This window comes from Oleisolibacter albus (assembly GCF_003336875.1).
In the GTDB taxonomy this organism is placed as follows: Bacteria; Pseudomonadota; Alphaproteobacteria; order Azospirillales; family Azospirillaceae; genus Niveispirillum; species Niveispirillum album.
This window is the reverse complement of record NZ_QGNJ01000003.1, coordinates 186,822-207,541: the sequence shown is the minus strand read 5'-3', so window position 1 is coordinate 207,541 and position 20,720 is coordinate 186,822. Positions and strand designations below refer to the sequence as shown.

At 67.4% G+C, this 20,720-nt stretch carries 7 protein-coding genes; 6 read left to right on the top strand and 1 reads right to left on the bottom strand.

Going from position 1 to position 20,720, the window contains the following annotated elements:
* Window positions 1-51: 51 nt before the first annotated feature.
* Complete coding sequence (locus DK368_RS05810) at window positions 52-738, bottom strand: hypothetical protein (RefSeq protein WP_155524485.1); 687 nt, start codon at window positions 736-738, stop codon at window positions 52-54.
* 613 nt (window positions 739-1,351) lie between these two features.
* Here DK368_RS05810 and DK368_RS05805 point away from each other — a divergent pair.
* From DK368_RS05805 to DK368_RS05780, 6 genes are all read left to right on the top strand, one after another.
* The gene (locus tag DK368_RS05805; RefSeq protein WP_162305896.1) at window positions 1,352-2,929 is read left to right on the top strand and encodes a ShlB/FhaC/HecB family hemolysin secretion/activation protein; all 1,578 of its coding nucleotides are present in this window, start codon (window positions 1,352-1,354) and stop codon (window positions 2,927-2,929) included.
* A gap of 133 nt (window positions 2,930-3,062) precedes the next feature.
* Window positions 3,063-4,799: a MotA/TolQ/ExbB proton channel family protein gene (locus tag DK368_RS05800; RefSeq protein ID WP_162305895.1), complete on the top strand. Its 1,737-nt coding sequence runs from the start codon at window positions 3,063-3,065 to the stop codon at window positions 4,797-4,799.
* A 10-nt stretch (window positions 4,800-4,809) separates the two neighbouring features.
* Complete coding sequence (locus DK368_RS05795; RefSeq protein WP_114392897.1) at window positions 4,810-5,226, top strand: ExbD/TolR family protein; 417 nt, start codon at window positions 4,810-4,812, stop codon at window positions 5,224-5,226.
* A gap of 73 nt (window positions 5,227-5,299) precedes the next feature.
* A complete protein-coding gene (locus DK368_RS05790) occupies window positions 5,300-5,959 on the top strand; it encodes an energy transducer TonB family protein (protein ID WP_162305894.1) in 660 nt (219 codons plus the stop codon).
* A 28-nt stretch (window positions 5,960-5,987) separates the two neighbouring features.
* A complete protein-coding gene (locus tag DK368_RS05785; RefSeq protein WP_162305893.1) occupies window positions 5,988-7,760 on the top strand; it encodes a putative porin in 1,773 nt (590 codons plus the stop codon).
* A 128-nt stretch (window positions 7,761-7,888) separates the two neighbouring features.
* On the top strand, window positions 7,889-20,659 hold the full coding sequence (locus DK368_RS05780) for a filamentous haemagglutinin family protein (protein WP_114392891.1): 12,771 nt from the start codon (window positions 7,889-7,891) through the stop codon (window positions 20,657-20,659).
* Window positions 20,660-20,720: the final 61 nt, after the last annotated feature.

Genomic DNA, 20,720 nt, shown 5'->3' with positions numbered 1-20,720 from the left:
GTATTGGCCGTGGACAGGATGGACCCGGCCACCGCGGCTGCCAAGCGGACTTCAGGTGCAGGTCAAGGCTTCGATCCGTGCCGCCACCAGCGCCGCCGGGAAGCGGCGGGCATCGCGCGGGGAAATGGCGGAACCGAAGCGGAAGCGTCCCGGCCGTGTGCCGCGCCCAGGGCGCTCCTGCCGGTCCGGCAGGTAATCGGGCGGCGGCAGGAACCCCTCACCCTCGCGCAGGGGCAGGTGAAAGCCGAAGCGCAGCCGCTCCACCCGCACCTGGATATCGTAAAGGTCGTTGTAATCCCCGACCGGATAGATCTGACAGTCTGGACAGTCGTCGATAAGGCCCCGGTTCCACAGCAGCCATTGACCCTCCGGCAGCGGATCGCCCGTCGCCCCCCGACTGGCAGCGGCATCGGCAGCATAGATCGCCTGATGGGCCGGGCAGAGCAGCACCTCGTCGCGCGGCAGCGCCCGAAGTACGGACACCTGGGCAAACCCGGTGCGGGAGAGCTTCCGCAAGGCGGCATTCTTCAAGGCATAGAAACGCCCGGCCTCGTCCTCCCGCCCCTCAAGCCGGTGGCGCTTGGCCCACTGGCTGGCGATGCGCGCATAAGCGGCCAGCCGGACGACATCGGCCGCCGCATGGCTGCCGCTACGCAAGCCGACAGCAGCGGCCAAGCGCTCGATGCTGTTGGTGGACATATCGGCCATTAGCGGCAGATCGGCAGGGGAACAGGCCATGGATCAATGCTCCTCGCCCGCCATCCTAAGACCGTTCGCAGCAGATGGATACAGATCGGCAACGCCGCGTCAGAACCGACGCCCAGCGCAAGGGGACACAGAACAGAACTGCAGGAGTCCTAGACGCACACGAGAAGAAAAGATGAAACCAATCCCCCCATGGCCGGGCCGATCATCCCCACGGCACGCACAGCGCATACATTGAGGGGCAAAACACGTGGCCGCAGTCAAACGATGAATACAAAGCCATTCACGAGTACGCATAAAACAATATATTGTTCTTTTTAGATTTTGTTTCACATCGACTCGGCCGGAGCCGAGGTTCACGAAACTTTAGCAATGATTACTCGTGAATTTGGTTCCGGGAGCCCACCATCTGTGCAATAAGCACCACCCATCCAGGTTGTTTTCTTACCAATCGCGCAGGGTATCGGGTGTGATCATCTTCACTCCCTCCACCCCGCGCGGTGTTTCTGTCTGCCCCGCAGCATCTGCGGCAAAGAGGGCGCAGGCAGGGATGGCAGCGCCGGCAGCCGCGGCGGAGATGGTGACGACGGGGGTTCGCGTGATGCGCGTTTGGGGTTGCAAGCCGCTGCCGCGTTGGCAGCGACGGATGCTTCTCGGCTGTGTGTTCGGCCTGGGGACGCTGGCGCAGGCTGCCATAGCCGTGGAGGCGCGGGCCGATACGCCCGCACCGGCCGCCGTGCGCACCTTCGACATCAATGAGATCGTGGTGGACGGCAACAGCGTGCTGGATGTGCGCAGCATCGAGCGCGCCATCCTGCCCCATGTCGGCCCGGGCCGCAGTTTCGCGGACCTCGATGCCGCGCGCGCCGCGCTGGAGGAAGCCTATCATCAGGCGGGATACCAGACTGTGCTGGTGGAGATCCCGCAGCAACGGGTGGTCGCCGGTGTCATCCATCTGTCTGTGACCGAAGGGCGGATCGGTCGGCTGACGGTCAGCGGGGCGCAATATTACGACGGCGATGCCATCAAGGCCGGCGTGCCGGCGTTGCGGGAAGGCACGGTTCCCAACTTCACCCAGGCCCAGCAGGAACTGGCCGAGCTGAACGGACAACCCGGCCGCCAGATCCAGCCGGTGCCGAAGCCGGGTTCGGCTCCGGGCGAGATCGATGTCGATCTTGTCGTCAAGGACGAGAACCCGCTGTCCGTCGCCGCCGATCTCAACAACGACCACGGGCAGGACACCACGGCCCTGCGGGCCAGCGCCACGATCAGCTACGCCGATCTGTGGAATCTCGGCCACACGGCCTCGCTGACCTATGTGGTCGCGCCGAAGGACCGCAAGGAATCCGAACTGTTCGCCGCCTCCTACCGGGCGCCGTTCCCGGGCAGCGGCTGGAGCCTGGACCTGTCCGGCTATATCTCCAACAGCAATGTCGCCACCCTGGCCGGGGCCACCGTGGTCGGCGACGGCGGTGCCGTGTCGCTTCGAGCCTATTACCAGCTGCCCGACGCCCGCGACGTCGCCCAGACCTTCCTGATCGGGGCGGATTACAAGGATTTCAAGGAGAAGCTGGGCTACGGCCCGGACAGCATCGGCTCGCCCGTGCGTTATTGGCCGGTGACGGCGGGCTACAGCGCGGCCTGGGCCATTGACGACTGGTCGGGCTCGGCGCTGCTCAGCGTCACCATGGGCACGCGCGGGCTGGGCAGCGACAGCGACGAGTTCGCCAACAAGCGCGCCTATGCCCGCACCAACTTCGTCTATGCCGCCCTGAACTATGGGCAGACGCTGACGCTGCCCTGGGATCTGCAGCTGGTCTCGCGCCTGTCGGGCCAGCTGGCCGACGGCCCCCTGATCTCCAATGAACAGTTCGCGCTGGGCGGTGCATCCAGCGTGCGTGGCTATCTTTCGGCCGAGGCCCTGGGCGATGACGGCATGCTCGGCGCCGTCGAACTGCGGAGTCCCTCCGCCGCCCCGCTCTGGCCCGACATCATCCGCGATGCCCGGCTCCATATCTTCGTGGAGGGTGGGCGCGTCTGGCTCAAGGACCCGCTGCCGGAACAGGTCGCGCGCTATGACCTGGCCGCCGTGGGCGTCGGCGCCACCCTGGAACTGCAGCGCTATCTGCAGGGCGGCCTGGATGTGGCCTGGCCACTGCGGGACAGCACTGTGACTCAAGCCCATGACCCGCGGCTGCACTTCAATCTCCGCTCCCAATTCTGAACCGCCCGCCAAGTCGAGGAAGACAATGTCCCTGCGAATCCTCCCCCTTCTCCTGGCAGCCTTGTGCCTGCTTGGGCCCGGCCCGGCGAAGGCCTGGTGGGACCAGGCCTGGACCTTCCGCAAGGAAATCACTGTGGATACGGCCGCGGCCGGCAGCCAGCTGCCGGATACGGTCCGCCGCTTTCCGCTGCTGGTCCGGCTCGACAGCGCGGCCTTCGCCTTCGCCGACGCCGACCCCAGTGGCAAGGACCTGCGCTTCATCGCCGCCGACGACAAGACCCCGCTGTCGTTCCGCATCGAGAGCTACGATCCCGGAGCCGGGCTGGCTATGATCTGGGTCGAGTTGCCGGAGCTGCTGCCGGCGGGCCAGACCAAGCTCTGGCTCTATTTCGGCAACAAGGATGCGGCGGCGGCCGGAACTCCGGCGCGCACCTATGATCCGCTCTACCGGGCCGTCTACCATTTCCCCGGCACCACCGAGGATGCCACGGCCAACCGCACGCCGCTGGACGGTGCCGCCGCTTTCGGCACGGCCGGCATCGCCGGACGCGATCTGCGGCTGACCGGCACGGCGCCGCTGACCATTCCGGCCCCGGCTGCCAGCATCACCCAGCCGGACGGCTTCACCGTGGAAATGTGGGCCAAGCCCCAGGCCACGCCCGGCGACGCCATCCTCTATGCTCTGCGCAACGATGCCGGAACTCTGACCCTGGGTCTGGCCGCCGGCATCCCCTATGCCGAACTGCAGCTGCCTGGCGTCGCGCCCAAGCGCATCGCCAGCACTGGCCCGCTGGGCAGCGATTGGACGCATCTGGCCGTCACCGGCACTACCAGCGCCCTGATCCTCTATGTCAACGGCCAGGCGGTCGCCACCCTGGCCGAGGCCGTACCGGTCCTGACCGGCACAGCCATTCTCGGCGGCGCCCCGGCCCCGCTCCCGGCGGCTCCTGTCACCGGCACGTCCGCCGGCAGTGCTCCCACGACCGGAAGCGATCCCGCGGCAGCGCCCCCGGCCGTCATCCCCGGCTTCGTCGGCGAGGTCGACGAGTTGCGCCTGTCGAACACGGCCCGCAGCGCCGCCTATTTCCAGGCCGTTCGCCTCAGCCAGGGCACCGGCACGCCGCTGCTGCGCTTCGGCGCCGACGAGGAGCTGGCCGCCGGCGGCTTCGGCTATTTCGGCGTGATCTGGAAGAACCTGACCGTCGATGCCGTCGCCATCATCATCGTCCTGGGGATCATGGCCGTGATCTCCTGGATCGTGATGGGCGCCAAGAGCCGCTACATCAACCGCACGGTCGAGGCAGACGAATATTTCCAGGAGCTGTTCCGCGAGCGGCGCGGCGACCTCAGCACGCTGAGCGCCAACGAGCAGTCCGAACTGCGCCACTCCGCCCTCTTCCGCATTTATCGCAGCGGACTGGCCGAGTTGCTGGACCGACATGCTGAAGAGCACAACCCGCACCTGTCGGACGAGGCTGTGGAATCGATCCGCGGCGCCATCGATGCAGCCCGGGTCGAGGAGACCGAGGGGCTGGACCGCTGGATGGTGCTGCTGACCATCGCCATCGCCGGCGGCCCCTTCATCGGCCTGCTGGGCACGGTGCTGGGTGTGATGATCACCTTCGCCGCCATCTCCCTGGCCGGTGACGTCAATGTCAACGCCATCGCCCCCGGTGTCGCCGCGGCCCTGGCCGCCACCGTGGCCGGTCTGGCCGTCGCCATCCCGGCCCTGTTCGGCTACAATTACCTGTCAACCCGCGCCAACAGCGTCAGCAACCGCCTGCAGGTCTTCTCCGACCGGCTGGTGGGGCGTCTGGCCGAACTGCACCGCCGCAACGGTCTCGGTGCCATCCCCCAAGCCGGTGAGTAAGGGGGCCGCCATGAACGTCCAGGGCAAGGGCAAGCGCTACGACGAGATCAACATCACGCCGATGCTGGATCTGGCATTCGTGCTGCTGGTGATCTTCATCATCATGACCACCGCGTCGGTCCAGGGGATCAAGGTCGATCTGCCCAAGGCCAGCACCGCGGCCCAGATCGAATCCCAGACCAAGGCCATCACCATCAACGATGCCGGGGACATCTTCTATGAAGCCGTCCCCGTCACGCTGGAGGTGCTGGAACAGCGCCTGCGCGTGCAGCAGGCGCTGACACCGGAATTCCCGGTGGTGGTGAAGGGCAGCGGCGGCGTGCCCTATTACCGCGTCGTCGAGGTGCTGGACCTGCTGCGCAAGCTGGAACTGACCAAGGTCGGGCTGGCCACCGGCAAGCTGCAACCGCCGCCGGCCGGGTCCTGACGCCCCCCATGCGAAGGCACAGACCATGAGCCCCCATCATCCTCATCGGGGCCGGACCTGGCTGAAACGGGGCGTGGTGCTCCTGGTCCTGCTGGGTGTCGGCGCGCTGCTGTGGTCGCTGTCCGGGGAGGAGACAACCCGGACACGGCAGCGGACCATGCTGTCCGCCATCCTGCCGGTGACGCCCCCGCCGCCGCCGACGCCTCCACCGCAGCAGCAGCCCAAGCCGGAACCCGAACCACAGAAGCCAACCGCCATCCCCCCGCCGAAGCCCAGCGCCGCACCGAAGCCGGCAGAAGCGCCGAAACCGGCGCCCTCGCCCCCGGCCGGCAACCGCATGACCATGGATGCGCCGGCCCAGGCCGGCGGGGACAGTTTCGATATCGCCGCCGGCAGCGGCGGCGGCGGTATGGGCAGCGGCACGGCCGGGGGTACCGGCGCCGGCACAGGTTTCTTCGAAGGCACCTATGGCCGTTATCTGACCGCCGTGATGAAGCAGGCGCTGGAGGCGGACCCACGCACCGCCAATTTCCGCGGCCAGCTCCGCTTTTCCCTGTGGCTGGACGCCGCCGGCCGGATCACCCGGGTCCAGCTGGCGGATTCATCCGGCACTGCCGACATGGACGAGGCCCTGGTGGCCGTCCTGACCAAGGTCACGCTCGATCAGCCGCCCCCCGCCAGCATGCGCTTTCCGCGCACCGTCATGCTGACCGGACGGGCCGTGGGGGGATGAACAAGTGAACAGCGTAAGGAAGATGCACATGGTTGCTCACGTTGCGTCGCTGCGCTCCGCAGCCATGGCGGGACCGGATCGCGTGTCCCGCACCGCCCGGCGCGCCCGGCTCATCGGCGGCGTCTCCGCGGCCGTGCTGCTGGCCATGACGGCCGCCCCGGCCCTGGCCCAGCAGACCTCGCCGGAAATGGCCGTTGTCGACAAGCTGATCCAGCGTCTGGTGGCCCGCGGCGTGCTGGACCAGTCCGACGCCGATGCCCTGCTGGCCCAGGCCAAGGCCGAGGCGGCGCGGGCTGCTCCCCAGGGGCAGCCGCCGGCTCCGGCGGCTGCGGCGGTGGCCCCTGGCGCGGTGCGCGTGCCCTATATCCCACAGACCGTGCGCGACGAGATCAAGAACGAGGTGCGCGGCGAGGTCATGCAGCAGGCCAAGGAGGAAGGCTGGGCCGCGCCCGGCTTCCCCGACTGGGTCCGCCGCATCCGCTGGAGCGGCGATCTGCGCGCCCGCCTGGAAAGCCAATATTATGATTCCGGCAATTTCGCCGGCTACCTGGATTTCAACGCCATCAACAATGGCGGCGGTCTCGATGTGAACCCGGTGACCAATCCGGCTGGTGGCGCGACGCTGAACACGCGGAACGACCGCGAAGCCGTGGCCCGGCTGCGGGCGCGGCTGGCCGTCAGCGCCGATGTGGCGGAGAATGTCACCGCCACCATCCGTCTGGCCACCGGCTCCGACGGCAGCCCGGTTTCCACCAACCAGACGCTCGGCGGTGGTCTCAGCAAGAAGGAGATCTGGCTCGACCGCGCCTATGTGGAGATGAAGCCGATCGACGCGGTGACGGTGGCGGTGGGCCGGCTGCCCAACCCCTTCTTCACCACCGAGCTGATGTTCGACGACGATCTGAACTTCGACGGAATGGCGGTGTCCGGCACCGTGCCGCTGGGCGGGGCCAAGCTGTTCGCCACCGCCGGCGCCTTCCCGCTGGATTTCCGCTCGAACAATAGCCCGTCCGTGGCCGCTGACAAGCCCACGGTGGACAATGAGAACCGCTGGCTCTGGGCCGGACAGCTGGGTGCCAGTTGGGAGGAGAAGAACCACTGGCGAGTCAAGGGGGCTGCCGGTTACTTCTTCTTCGACGGGGTGCGCGGCCGGTTGGACCCGGCCTGTGAGATCACGCCGGAAAAGAGCTATTGCGCCACCGACGGCACGCGCCCCGGCTTCATGCAGAAGGGCAATACGCTGTTCCTGCTGCGTAATCTGCTGTTCCCCACGGCCACCAACCCGGATCAGCAGAAGCAGGTCCAGTATTTCGGCCTGTCGCAGGATTTCCATATCCTCAATCTCGGCCTGGAGGGCGAAGCCTCGATCGGCCAGGGCCGCGTCGTCAATCTGCGCGGCGACTATGTCAAGAATCTGGGCTTCAGCCAGCGCAAGGCCCCGACCAGCGGGCAGTTCTATGTCCCGGTCACCAATGTCAACACCGCCGACCCGGACCGTTATTACGGCGGCGATACTGGCTGGATGGTGCGGGCCACGGTCGGACACCCCAGCACCACCGAGCCGTTCCAATGGAACCTGTCGGCCTCCTACCGCCGGCTGGAGTCCGATGCCGTGCTGGACGCCTTCACCGACAGCGACTTCCACCTGGGCGGCACCAACGCCAAGGGCTACACGGTCAGCGGCAATCTGGGCCTGTTCCACAATGTCTGGCTGAACGCCCGTTGGCTCAGCGCCGATGAGGTCAACAACCTGCCCTTCTCGGTCGATGTGCTGCAGATCGACCTCAACGCCAAGTTCTGAACCGTGGCGGGACGGGGCGCGCCGACCGGCCGCCCCACCCGTCCCAGTCCGCGATCCCCGGCTGTCCGACCCCCGGCTGTCCCATCCGTCCGCCACGCCGACCCGACCTGATCCGTAGGAGCCCGCCCATGTCCGGCACCACCGCCTTGATCCGCCCGTGCTCCCCCTTCAAGCGCGGACTGCTGGGAGGAACCAGCCGTGCGGCCCTGGCCCGCACTCTGGCCCTGGGGTCGCTGGCGCTGATGGCAGGCATGGTGCCGTCCGGACCGGCCGCGGCGCAGAGCCTGTCCAGCGTGCGCGGGCAGGGCAAGGCCATGGCCGCCGCCCTGCCCGCCGGGGCCGGCAGCTCCGCCGTGCTGACCGGAGCGCAGCAGAATGCCATGCTGCGGCAGATCCAGATCCAGGGCCGCGTGGGTGCCTCCGCCGATCTTGCCCGCCAGGCGCAGGCCGCGGCACGGGCTGCTGCCATCGCCGCGGGTTCGGGTATTCCCGACGGGATCGCCACCGGCGGCCTGATGCCGGTCACCGACAAACGCCGCAACAATGACCCGACCAATCTCGAAGGGCTGCTGACCTGGGATGGCGCCGCCGAACAGGTCAAGAGCAGCACCAGCGACGGCAAGACCACCGTCACGGTGGACCAGACCCAGTCGCGCGCCGTGCTGTCCTGGAACAGCTTCAATGTCGGCAGCAACACCACCCTGGTCTTCGACCAGAAGGGCAACAGCGACTGGAGCGTGCTGAACCGCGTTGTCGGCTCCACCGCTCCCAGCACCATCGCCGGTTCGATCAAGGCCGACGGGCTGGTGATGATCCTCAATCAGAATGGCGTGCTGTTCACCGGCTCGTCCCAGGTCAACACCCGCTCGCTGGTGGCCTCCACCCTGGAGATCGGTGCCCGGACCAAGACCGTCAACAATGTGCAGGTCCAGCGCACCTTGGTGGAGCGCAGCCAGGAATTCCTGGATGGCATGACCCGGCTGCAGCTGGAAACCGCCCCCACCACCAGAACCGGCACGGTGGAGGTGGCCGCCGGGGCGCGCCTGACCAGCACCGGCGACGGCTATCTGGTCCTGTCCGGCATGACCGTGAAGAATGCCGGCAGCCTGTCCGCGGCCAATGGCGATATCGGGCTTCTGGCTGGAACGGCCTATATCGGTGTCAATAAAAGCGATACCAACGAGGCCAATCCCAACGACATCAAGCTCAGTTCCACGGAAAGCCAGAATTTCCATGGGCTGACCTTCCGCGCCGCCAGCACGAACACCAGCACCACCGGCCTCGGTGGTGTGGCCACCAACACCGGCCTGATCGAATCCGCCCGCGGGTCCATCCAGATGCTGGCCGGCAAGGCCAATTATAACACCCGAACCGGTCAGCTGGATCAGGAAGCGGGTGTGGTCGTCAATAACGGTGTTCTGCTGTCCAGCACCTCGGTATCGCGCAACGGCGCCATCAAGCTCAGCGCCCCCATCGTGTCGCTGCTGTCCAACAGCGTCATCAGCATCCTGCCCGACAGCAGCCCCACCGCCCTGCCCACCGACAGCACCTCGCTGGCCAATTTCCGCCCGTCCTTCATCCAGATCGACGGCACCCCCACCACCACGGGGGTCGACAAAACCACCGTCGGCGTGGAGATCGCCGGTGGCAGCCTGATCTACGCCCCGTCAGCCGATATCCGCATCGGCTTCAACACCACCACCGGCGGTGCCAGCACGGACGCATTCGACACGGTGTCCCAGTCCGCCATCAGCGGCGGCCAGGTGCTGATCGACAGCGGCGCCGTGATCGATGCGTCCGGCCTGAAGGACGTGACTATTCCGGCCAGCCGCAACCTGATCAAGATCAGCCCGGTGACCGGCAATGATCTGGCCAACACCCCCAATTACCGCGATGGCAGTGTCCTGAAGGGCGCCACCGTCTATGTGGACCCGCGGCTGTCGGGTGTGCGCGCCGACGGCACCCGCTGGGTCGGCTCACCGCTGATCGATGCCGCCGCCTATGCCGAGCAGGTGGGCGCAACAGCAGCCGAACTGATGACCAGTGGCGGGACCATCACCATCGCCGGTGGCACGGTTCCCACCTCCGGCAGCCGTCCGGCCAATGGCCTGACCCCCGGCCCCGGCGTGGTGATCAAGCAGGGCGCCAGCCTGGATGTTTCCGGCGGCTGGACCCGGTTCGAAGGCGGGCCGGTCCGCACCACCAAGCTGATCGCCGCCGACGGCAGCATTGTCGATATCGGCAGCGCTGATCCCAACGTGCAGTATGTCGGCATCTATACCGGCACCACCGTCACCCAGCCGCGCTGGGGCGTCAGCACCACCTATGGTGATCCGCTCAGCAACATCTATCGCCAGACCAGCCCCTATGCCCTGGGCGCCGACGCCGGTGCCGTGCTGATCTATGGCTCCAGCCAAGTGCTGGACGGGACTCTCTATGGCGAAGCCTATGCCGGCCGTATCCAGGCCAGCCTGGGCAAGGAGGGGACGGCCAGATCCGGCCTGACGGGTGATCGGCGGCACATGCAGGGCAGCAGCGACGAGTTGCCGGCCGATGCCCTGCTGGTCATCAACGATCTGGGCCGCGGCTCCGGCACCGGGAACCCCTATCCCGGCGGTGGCGATGTGGAGATCGTCGCGGCGGGCGCTTACGGCGCCCTGGCCGGCGATCTGCCGCTGCTGCAGACCGTGAGCATGGATGCCGCCACCGGGACCGTGACCCTGACGGCGCCGACGCGCAATGCCGAGCAGCAGGCGGCGCTCGACGCCCGCCTGCGCGTGGTCACCCTGTCGGACTCCATGCTGACGGGGCTGGGGCAGGTCTCCGTCACCACCAACGGAACCTTCACCATCGCCGACGGCGCCCATGTGCGGCTGGGCTATGGCGGCATCCTCGACGTGCTGGCCGGCCAGACCATCACCATCGCCAAGGGCGCCGCGATCACCGCCCCCTCCGGCGAGATCTTGCTGAAGACGGCGCGGCTGGGCACCTACTACACCGCTGTCAACGACACGCCTCTGGCTGGAAACGCGATCGGAGCCACCGGCTCGATCTTCGAGCCACTGCGTAATCCGACCAGAGGCAATCTGCCCATGGCCGGCGATTATGATGTCATCGTCGATGGCGCGCTGTCGGTGGCCGGGCGCTGGGTCAATCTGCTGCGGGACCGCAGCAACGAGGACGTCACTGGCGGTGCCTATCTCGATGGCGGCAGCATCACCATCACCGCCGCTGCCAATGTCGTCGCCCCCAAGGCGGGAACGGAAGCGGCCACCGTCGGCCTCTCACGGACCGGCGAGTATGTCGATGTCAGCGGCAGTGTGCTGGTCAACGAAACCGCCCTGCTGGACCTGTCGGCCGGCGGCCGGGTCCTGGCCGATGCCGGGTTCGACCTGTCCGGCAGGGGCGGCAATCTCAGCCTCTCCGCCGACACGGCCTATTTTACGGGGGCAACCAGCCAGGGTGCACGGACCAGCCAGACATCGACAGGCGTGGCGACCGGACCGGACGACGGCAATTTGCCCAGGAACCCGGACAAGGTGCGGGCACGGGTGCTGATCGCCCCGGCAGCCCGCATCCGCAGCGACGGCTTCGCCGGTGGCGGCAGCTTCTCCCTGGTCACACCGGAATTCTCGTTCGGCGACGGCGTGGCCGCACAGACGGGCACACAGCTGCCGCTGGATTTCCTGGCGACCCATGGCTTCGCCACCTACACCATCACCTCCAACAAGACCGCGCTGTTCGCGAACACGCTGAACAATCTGGGCGGCTATCATGCCATGCTGGCCACCCAGACGCTGGAGATCGGCGAGGGGCAGACGCTGCGCCTGACCCACACCGCCCTGCCCGGGGCCGCGCTGTTGACGGCTGACCAGGCAACGGCCCTGCGCGATCTGGCCAGCGGTGGCAATGTCTACAGCGTCCTCACCGCCGCCATTCCCACGGATGCCTATGACCGGGAGAGCACCAGCCTGGCCCTGGGCGGATCGCTGGAGCTGGTTGTGAGCTCCGGCGGAGCCATCCTGGGCGATGCCGGCAGCCGGCTGACCGTGGGCCGCCTGCTGAATGCGGGCAGCATTGTCATCCATGGCGGCACCATTACCCAATCCGCGTCCCTGTTCAGCTATGGCACGCTCGACACATTGGACGCCCGCCTGATCCGGGGCATCCAGGTCGAGGGGCAGGACATCACCCGGCTGTTGAATCTCGATGCCGGCTGCATCACCAGCAACCGCTGCGAGACCCGGACCAACACAGGCGGCGTCCTGATCAAGGTGACAGGGGCGAACAGCTTCCGCTTGGCCACCAATGCCGAAATCTTCGGCACCAACAACACGATGGAGACAGGCTATTATCTGCTCGGCGAACTGGGGGCCATGGACGGCATCGTCCTGGCCGCCGGCAGCACCACCGACCTCAGCGGCATCAGCCTGCATAATCCCCGCGCGTTCGGCCTGAAGAACGGCGTCTATTCCGCGCTGACCCAGGGACGGATCTATGCCGGCGGCACCCTGGAAGCCGCGGCCCCCGTGGTGGGCCAGACCCTTGGCGGGACGGGCCGCGGGTTCCACATCACCATCGAGGGGACCCGGACCGCCGACGACGGCACGGTCCAATCGGGCGCCGTGCTCGATCTGCGCGGCAGCAGCGACCGCTATGACCAGCTGGGCCGCGGCAGCGGCCTGGTGCAGCGCTCCGCCTACGAGTTGTCACCGGTCTGGAGCAATGGCGGCACACTCTCCGCCTATGGCGGCCTGGACCTGGGGAACGGTGCCCGCATCTCTGCCGGCGGCGGTGGCGGCGGCGCCAGCGGCGGCAGTCTGCTGGTGCGCGATCCGACCCTCAGCCAGTCCACCGGCCCCCTGGCCGCCGACGCCATCACCGCGGCCGGTTTCGTCAATTTCACCGCCGTCGGCACGTTGACGGCCACGGGCAATGTGCAGTTGAGCCTGCCCGGCCGCTTCACCCTGACCGGCATCACCGCTGCCGACGTCAACTATCCCGCCGGCGGCATCAACAGCTGGCTGCGTGCCGGTGATGGTACCCTGCGCATTGACGCCGCCTATGTCCGGCTGGAAAGTGCCGCCCAGACCGCCTCCAGCGCGACCCTCGGCGGCAGTGGCAGCATCACCCTGCATGGCGGCCTTGTGGATGTGGCGGGTGGCATCCGCGCCACCGGCAATCTGGCCCTGATCAGCGACGGCGACCTGCGCCTGATCGGCGCCCCCTATTCCGTCCAGATACGCTCTCTTGGCACCGACGGGGTTCTGGGCGGCACCCTCTCGGTCACCGGCGATCTCAACCTCAGCGCTGCCCAGATCTACGCCACCACCGGAACCAGCTTCAATCTCAGCGCTCCCGGCCGCACCATCACCCTGGGCCGGACCACGGCGGTCCTGCCGGCCACGCCCTATTCGGCCGGGTCCAGCCTGACGCTGACCGCCAAGGACATTGTCCAGGGTGGCGTGCTGCGTGCTCCTCTGGGCAGCCTGACCTTCAACGCCACCGGCGCGGTGACCCTGCGTGATGGCAGCCAGACCTCCGTCTCCGCCAACGGGCTGAAGATCCCCTATGGCACCACCACCGACGGGGTGGAATGGTATTTCACGCCCACCGGCGGCAGCGCCCTGGTGGCCCCGCCGGAGAAACGGCTGACCATCAACGGCAGCACCGTGGATATCCAGACCGGCGCCACCGTTGACATCTCCGGCGGCGGCGATGTCTATGCCTATGAATTCGTGCCCGGCAACACCGGCACGCGCGACGTGCTGGACCGCTACAATGCCGACCGCTACAGCAGTGGCAACGGCTACCTCTATCCCGACGGCCGTCAGGTTTATGCCATCGTCCCCGGCCTGTCCGACGCGGCCGTGGCCGGCGCCTATGATCCGATCTATTCCGCCGATTATGCCAACCTCTATAGCGGCAGCCTGGTCGGCCAGCGTGTCTATCTCAGCGACGTGCCCGGCCTCGCCGCCGGCTGGTACACGCTGTTGCCGGCCAAGTACGCCATGCTGCCTGGCGGCGTCCGCGTGGTGGAACGCACCGAACTGGCCGGCAAGATCGCCCCTGATTTCCACAGCGGTTCGCTGGACGGCACCGTCACCGTGGCCGGACAACTCGGCACCCTCACCGGCACCGACCATACGCTGCGCGCCTTCGACGTGCAGAGCCAGGACGTGTTCCTGAAATACTCGAAGATCGTCCTGACCACCGGCAACGACTATTTCGCCAAACAGGCCGCGCATAACTCTACGACCGTGCCGCAGCTGGCCCGCGATGCAGGCCGGCTGATCCTGGCCCCGACCCGAAGCCTGACCGTCAACGGCAACATGCTGACCGCGGCCGCCGAGGGCGGACGCGGCAGCCAGGTCGATCTCTCCGCCGCGGTCATCGACATCGTCTCCACCCTGCCGGCCACCCCGGCCAGCGACAGGCTGGTGCTCACCGCCGGTACGCTGTCCGCCCTGAAGGCCGACAGCCTGCTGATCGGCGGCACCCGGGTGGAGCAGTCCGACGGCTCCACCCTGCTGGGCGCCAGCCGGACCACCCGCCCCTCCAACTCCGCCGCCCCGCCCGTCGAGATCTATACCCCCGTCATCGCCAGCCGCATCACCATCGCCAATGATGCCGCCCATGTGCTGACGGCAGGCGAAGTGCTGCTGCTGGCCAGCGGCAGCATCACCCTGGCCGACGGCGCCGCCATTGCTGCCACCGGGACCCTGGCCGACAGTCGCACGACCAACTACGTCGTCGGCCGCGCCGCCGACAGCGCGAATGCGGCCATCGCCGGCACCGGTGCCCTGGTCCGCATCGCCAACGGGCCGGAGCGTCTGCTGGCGCGCAACGGCACCGTGGCCGGCACCGCCATGCTCAGCGTCGGCGCTGCCAGTCTGGCCGGCCAAAGCCTTCTGCTGGACAGCAGCGGCGGCTTCAGCCTGTCCAGCGATGTCCGCCTGTCGGAGGTCAAGAGCGTGGCGCTGGGGGCCGACCGCATCACCCTGGGAGCCAGCGCCAGCACCGGGATCGTGCTGACACCGGCGTTGCAGGCCACGCTGACCGGCCGGGCCCTGACCCTCAATGCCCGCAGCAGCATCGATCTGGCCTCCGGTAGCTACAGCTTCGGCACGCTGCGCCTGGACGCGCCCACCCTGCGCAGTCTCGATGGCGGCAGCGTCAGCATCAGCGCCGACCGCCTGACCCTGGGCAATGTCAACAGCGCCGCCGCCGTGTGCAGCGCCGATTGCGGCAGCGGCCAGCTGGCCCTGACGGCGAAGGAGATCGTCGTCGGCCCCGGCATGGTGACCCAGGCCGGCTTCGGCGGCGGCCTTGATCTCAGCGCCAGCGCGGGCCTCTTCACCCGCGGCAGCGGTGGCCTGGCTGCCGGCCTGGCCGACCTGCGCCTGCATACCCCCTATCTCGGCGACCGCGACGAGCAGACAGCGGCCGGCGCCGATGTCGCCCCCCAGGCCAGCCTGACCAGCCTGGCCGCCCTGTCGATCGACACGGCCGGGGCCGGCAGCATCACCCTGCCCGCGGGCCTGTCCGGATCGTCCCTGGCCCTCAGCGGTGCCAGCGTCGATATCAGCGGCAGCCGCGTGCGTGCCACCGCCGGCAAGCTGGATATCAAGGCCACCCGTGGCGACATCCGTATCGGCGATGGCGCCGTGGTGGAGACGCCCGGCTTCACCGCCCGGTTCGGAGCCAGCGATGACCAGGTCAACGCTACGGCGCCCGGTGGCAGCCTCAGCCTGACCGCCGTCACCGGCACGATCCGGCTCGGCAGCAGCGGCACCCTGTCCGTGGGCGGCAGCAGCGGGGCGGGTGGCAGCCTGTCGCTCAGCGCCGGCGGCAGCGTGGCCCTGGACGGGCGGATCGACGGCAAGGCCCCGGAGGGCGGCGCCCGCCTTGCCATCGACAGCGGGGCGGCCCTGGACGTGTCCGCCCTCGTCCGCTCCGGCACCGCGGCCGGCTTCGACAAGAGCATCAGCCTGCGCAGCGGCAGCGGTGATCTGGTGCTGGAGGCCGGGCAGAGCGTCAAGACCGGCAGCCTGTCCCTGACCGCCGACGGCGGCGCTATCCGCATCGCCGGAACCATCGACACCTCCGGCATCAATGGCGGCGATGTCAGCCTCTATGGCCGCAGCGGCGTCACGCTGGACTCCACCGCCATCATCGATGCGTCGGCCAAGGGCTATGGCAGCGACACGGTGGGCCGCAATGACGACAGCCGCAGCGCCAGCGGCGGCACCGTCACCCTGGGCACCGACTTCCTGGCCGGCAGCACCAGCACCGATGCCGACGGTGCCATCAGCGGCCGCAGCGGCGCCATCCGCATCGACAGCGGCGCCGTCATCGATGTCTCGGCCAGACGGCCGGGCGACCGGCTGGTGCGCATCGTGCGCGCCGGCGTGGTCAATTATCAGGTGGTCACCGGCGACCGGGGCGGCAGCGTGCATCTGCGCACGCCCGTTATCGGCAGCGCCGGATCCGGCAGTGTCAATGTCGCCGTGGCCGATGCCGTCGGCAGCATCCGCGGCGCTGCCAGTGTGGTGCTCGAAGGGTACCGCCGCTGGGATCTGGCCCAGGTTGCCGCCAGCGGCACCTATACCGGTGTCACCATCAGCAATGGCACCGCCAGCCTGAACCCGGCCACCGGCCAGGACGGGCTGCGCTACAGCGACAGCACCGGCTTCAGCTATGATGTCCGGGGCGGGCTGAACTTCCTGGCCGACCGCGACGCCAGCGGCAGACACGAGACCATGGTCAGCTTCGTCCAGGATTTCGATGTCTCCGGCTCCATCGGCAGCCTCGCCCGGCTGACCAACTTCACCGCCGCGCCGGGCGTGGAACTGTCCTACAGCGGCAGCATCAGTCTGGATGCGCCCTGGAACCTGGCCGCCGGTGCCGTGGACTATGCCGCCGGTGTTGCCGACGGCTCCATCACCCGTCTGGCTGACGGCACCCATGTGGCCGTCAGCGGCCGCGAAGGTGACATCTTCTCCCGGCATACGGGCCTGCTCTACCGCGTCGACGGCACGGTCGGGGGGGCAGCCGGTATCCTGGCCCTGCGCGCCGGCGGGGACGTGAACATCAACAAGGCTGTGAATGATGGCTTCTTCACCTTCGCCGATGGAGAGAATCTAACCTATCTGCGCGGCCAGACCGGTAACCGCATCATCCCGCTGACGGGAACGACGCTGGTGCTCGTCAACAACGATAGTGCGAATCCACCTGCCATCTACAACCCGGTCCGGTTGACGGCCGATGCCAATGCCGTTTCGCCGACGGACAGTGCCCGCCCCTTCAATGCCGCCCAACTGTTCCCCTCTCTGGGCGACGGCAGCGCGGCCGACAGCTGGTCCTATCGGCTGGTGGCCGGAGCCAGTGACAGCACGGCACCGGATCGTACTCTGCCTGTCTCCACAGGCCGGCTGATGATAAGCGGAGCCACATCCGGGACGGTGACAACCCCTGCGGCCAGCTTCACCGGCGATGTGCTGTTCGATACTACAAGTGCGACCGGTCTGCCGACCGGTGGTTTGGCTCTGAACGCATGGGCCGCTTGGTATGCCGCCACCTACGGCACGAATGCCAGGGTCGCACTCAACTATAATGGCAACCAACTGTCGGCAACCGAGCGCGCAGCCTATACCAATGCTTATGCGGCCTACGGCCTGAACTTCACGATCACCCAGGTCGGCAATGTTCCCATCGGCATTCTGGCCGGGCTGCTGACCCGCACGGACCTGACCAGCAATGGCGTCTCGCTATTGTCGCGGGTCAATTGGAGCATTTCCGGAACCACCAACTATTATACGGCGCAGACTTTCGTGCGCACGGGAACTGGAACGATCCGCCTGGGCGCCGCCGGCAATGTTCAGCTCTATGATCCCAGCACGGCATTGCCCACCTTCCGTGAAGGCAGCAACACTCGGACCCTGGGCGGGTCCGCGGTCTATACGGCGGGACGGCAGCTGACATCGCTGCCGGCACGGACCCTGTCCGACCCGCTGACCGGCGCCGTGGTTAACCTCCCAGCCTTCCGCCTTACACCTGCGGCTGGCAGCTACTATTTGACTGACGGTGGCGATATCCGCGTGACCGCAGGTGGCGATGTGCTAAGTGTGCGGGTGAACAGTCAAAGCTCCACTTACGGTTTGGGCGGCTCCGCTTATCAGACGACCCAGGGCACAATCCAGGCTGGTGCTGTGGTCAACGCGACCTGTACCAGCCTCGCCTGCGCGCTGATGGGCTTTCCTGAGGGCTTTGGCGCGCTCGGCGGCGGGGATATTTCCGTGGTAGCCAACGGCAATATATCCGACGTCACCCTGGTCGCCGCGGCCAGCACCGTTAAATCCAGTGCTGGCAGTACCAACCTGCTGTACCTGTTCGGCGGAGGAGATGTCACAGCCAGCGCTGGCAAGTCACTGCTGGGCAATCGGGTGGACGTAGCGTCTGGCCGGGCCGACCTAAGCGCGCTGGGCAATGTCGCTACTGCATCGGCAACTGGCAGTGCTTTCCCGCCGGTCACCAACGGTCTGCGTCTGCGCCTCTATGATGCCGATGTCACTGTCAGCGCCGGCGGCAGTCTGTTCCTGTCGGAGGTGGCAACCTATACCGCCAGTGACAACAACAATACGGAAAACCTGGATTTCACCTATGCCCCCGGCGCCAGCCTCGACCTCCGCGCCAACGGAGATGTCGCTTATCAAGCGTATGAAAGCGAATCCAGCAAGACCTACGATCTGCTGCCCGGCAGCTTGTCGGTGCTGTCGGTAACCGGAGATGTCGACCTCTATTCCATGCCTGAAGCCGGCAGAACTCGGCACCTGACCCTCTATCCTGACGCCACGGGCCAGTTGCAGGTCCTGGCCGGTGGCAACATCGGCGCCGTGGTGATCAATATGGAGGACAGCGATCCCGGCTATCTGCCCGGCCTGTTCTCCAACGTCCTGTTCAGCAATGCCAGCAGCAATCCCACCCCCAACGGCCGGCAATGGGGACTGCCCTATATCCTGCCGGGCCAGAGCGAGGCGCAGAAGCGCTACAACCACAGTGAATTTCTCCTGACCAACCGCGACAACAGCCCGGTGCGGATGGCGGCCGGCGGCGATATCAGCAACCTGTCGCTGTTCCTGCCGAAGCAGGCCCGGATCAGCGCCGGAAACGACATCGTCAACATGGTCTTCATCGGCCAGAATCTCGGCGCTGACGATATCAGCCGTATCACCGCTGGCCGCGATATCACCGCCAGCTCCGTCCTGGCGCGGCGCTCGCCTTATGGGCTGGTCAACAGCAACGGTGCCGTGGTCACGGGCGACTATCGCCCCACCGTGGCCGGCAACCTGTTCATGATCGGCGGCTCCGGCGCCCTGTTCCTGGAAGCCGGGCGCGATCTGGGACCCTTCGCCTCCAGTGCCGAGATCGGTCTTTTCCTGTCGAACGGATCCGGGAACTCCTGGTCCACGTCCAACATGAACCTGGGCGGCGGTATCCTCTCGGTCGGGGCCGAGATGAACCCCTATCTGCAAAGCCTGGTGGCTGCGGCCGGCGGCACCGACCTCTATACCTTCTTCGGTGTCGGCAACGGCGCCGACTGGAGCGCGCTGCGCGAGACCTATCTGAACCCGGCCAATCTCGACAAGCTGGAGGATGATCTGTTCGAGCAGAAGCGCACGGTCCGCACCGTCGCCGGCTTCACCGTGGAGGAAACGGAGGTCTTCCGCGACAAGCCGCTCTATGCCCCCATCCTCATCGCCTGGATGCAGGCCGAGCATCCCGAGGCACTGGCGGCCAAGGGCGTGGCCGCCGGCCAGAGCCCCAGCTTCCAGCAGGCCTATGAGGCCTTCACCAGCCTGGATGTGCTGACGCAGCGCCGCTTCCTGATCGACAAGGTCTATTTCAACGAGCTGGGAGCGGCGGCCGATCCCAAGGGCAATTCCTACCTGCAATATTCCCGTGGCTATACCGCCGTGAACCTGCTGTTCCCGGCCAGCCTGGGCTACACCCAGAACGGCCTGAGCGGCGGGCTGGGGGCCGTGGGCGAGACGAAATCCACCGGTGATCTCGATCTGCGCCTGGCCACGATCCAGACCGGCTGGGGCGGCGATATCCGCATCCTCGGCCCTGGCGGCCGAATCCTGGCCGGCTCCACCGTGCGCACCGATCAGCAGATCCAGCGCCGCAACAGTGCGCTGACCAACCTGCTGCTGGGCCGGCCGCGGACGGACGATTTCATCTCCGGCATTCCCGGACAGAATACGGTCTACACCAGCACCATCATCTCCATCCCCTCCGGCCTCGAGGGGATCCTCAGCCTGCGCGGTGGCAGCATCTACAGCTTCACCGACGGCAGTCTGGTGCTGAACCAGTCGCGCCTGTTCACCCAGGCCGGCGACAACATCATCCTCTGGTCCTCCAATGGCGACCTCAATGCCGGCCAGGGACCCAAGACCAGCGCCAACTATCCGCCGGTGACCATCACCACCCAGCCCGGCCCGGTCTATCTGGTGGATGCCCAAGCCGGCACCAGCGGCGCCGGCATCGGTGCCTTCGATCCGGACACGGAGGATGATCAGGTGCCCTCGGTGGCCCTGCTGGCCCCGCGCGGTACGGTGGATGCCGGCGATGCCGGCGTGCGGGTGCGCGGCACCCTGTCCATCGCCGCCGCGGCAGTGGCCAACGCCGCCAACTTCGATGTCTCCGGCCCGAGCTTCGGGATGGTCGCCCAGGGTGGCATCAGCAACAGTGTCCAGGTCCAGTCCCTGGGCGCCACGGCGGCAGTGGATGCGGCGGTGAAGGAGCTGACCAGCCGCGACCGCCCCACCACCCGCACTGAATTGCTGCTGGAACTGGTGGACGACCCGAAGGACGACAAGGACAGCACCCTGCAATGAGCCGGCGGGGCGCACCCGGGGGAGCCGGGTGCGCCCCGGGCTGCTGCCGGGCACCGGGCAT

What these genes read in the sequence shown, in the direction of transcription:
- DK368_RS05810 (WP_155524485.1), bottom strand. Translation starts at nt 738, where the DNA reads ATGGCCTGTTCCCCTGCCGATCTGCCGCTAATGGCCGATATGTCCACC.
- DK368_RS05805 (WP_162305896.1), top strand. Translation starts at nt 1,352, where the DNA reads ATGCTTCTCGGCTGTGTGTTCGGCCTGGGGACGCTGGCGCAGGCTGCC.
- DK368_RS05795 (WP_114392897.1), top strand. Translation starts at nt 4,810, where the DNA reads ATGAACGTCCAGGGCAAGGGCAAGCGCTACGACGAGATCAACATCACG.
- DK368_RS05785 (WP_162305893.1), top strand. Translation starts at nt 5,988, where the DNA reads ATGGTTGCTCACGTTGCGTCGCTGCGCTCCGCAGCCATGGCGGGACCG.
- DK368_RS05780 (WP_114392891.1), top strand. Translation starts at nt 7,889, where the DNA reads ATGTCCGGCACCACCGCCTTGATCCGCCCGTGCTCCCCCTTCAAGCGC.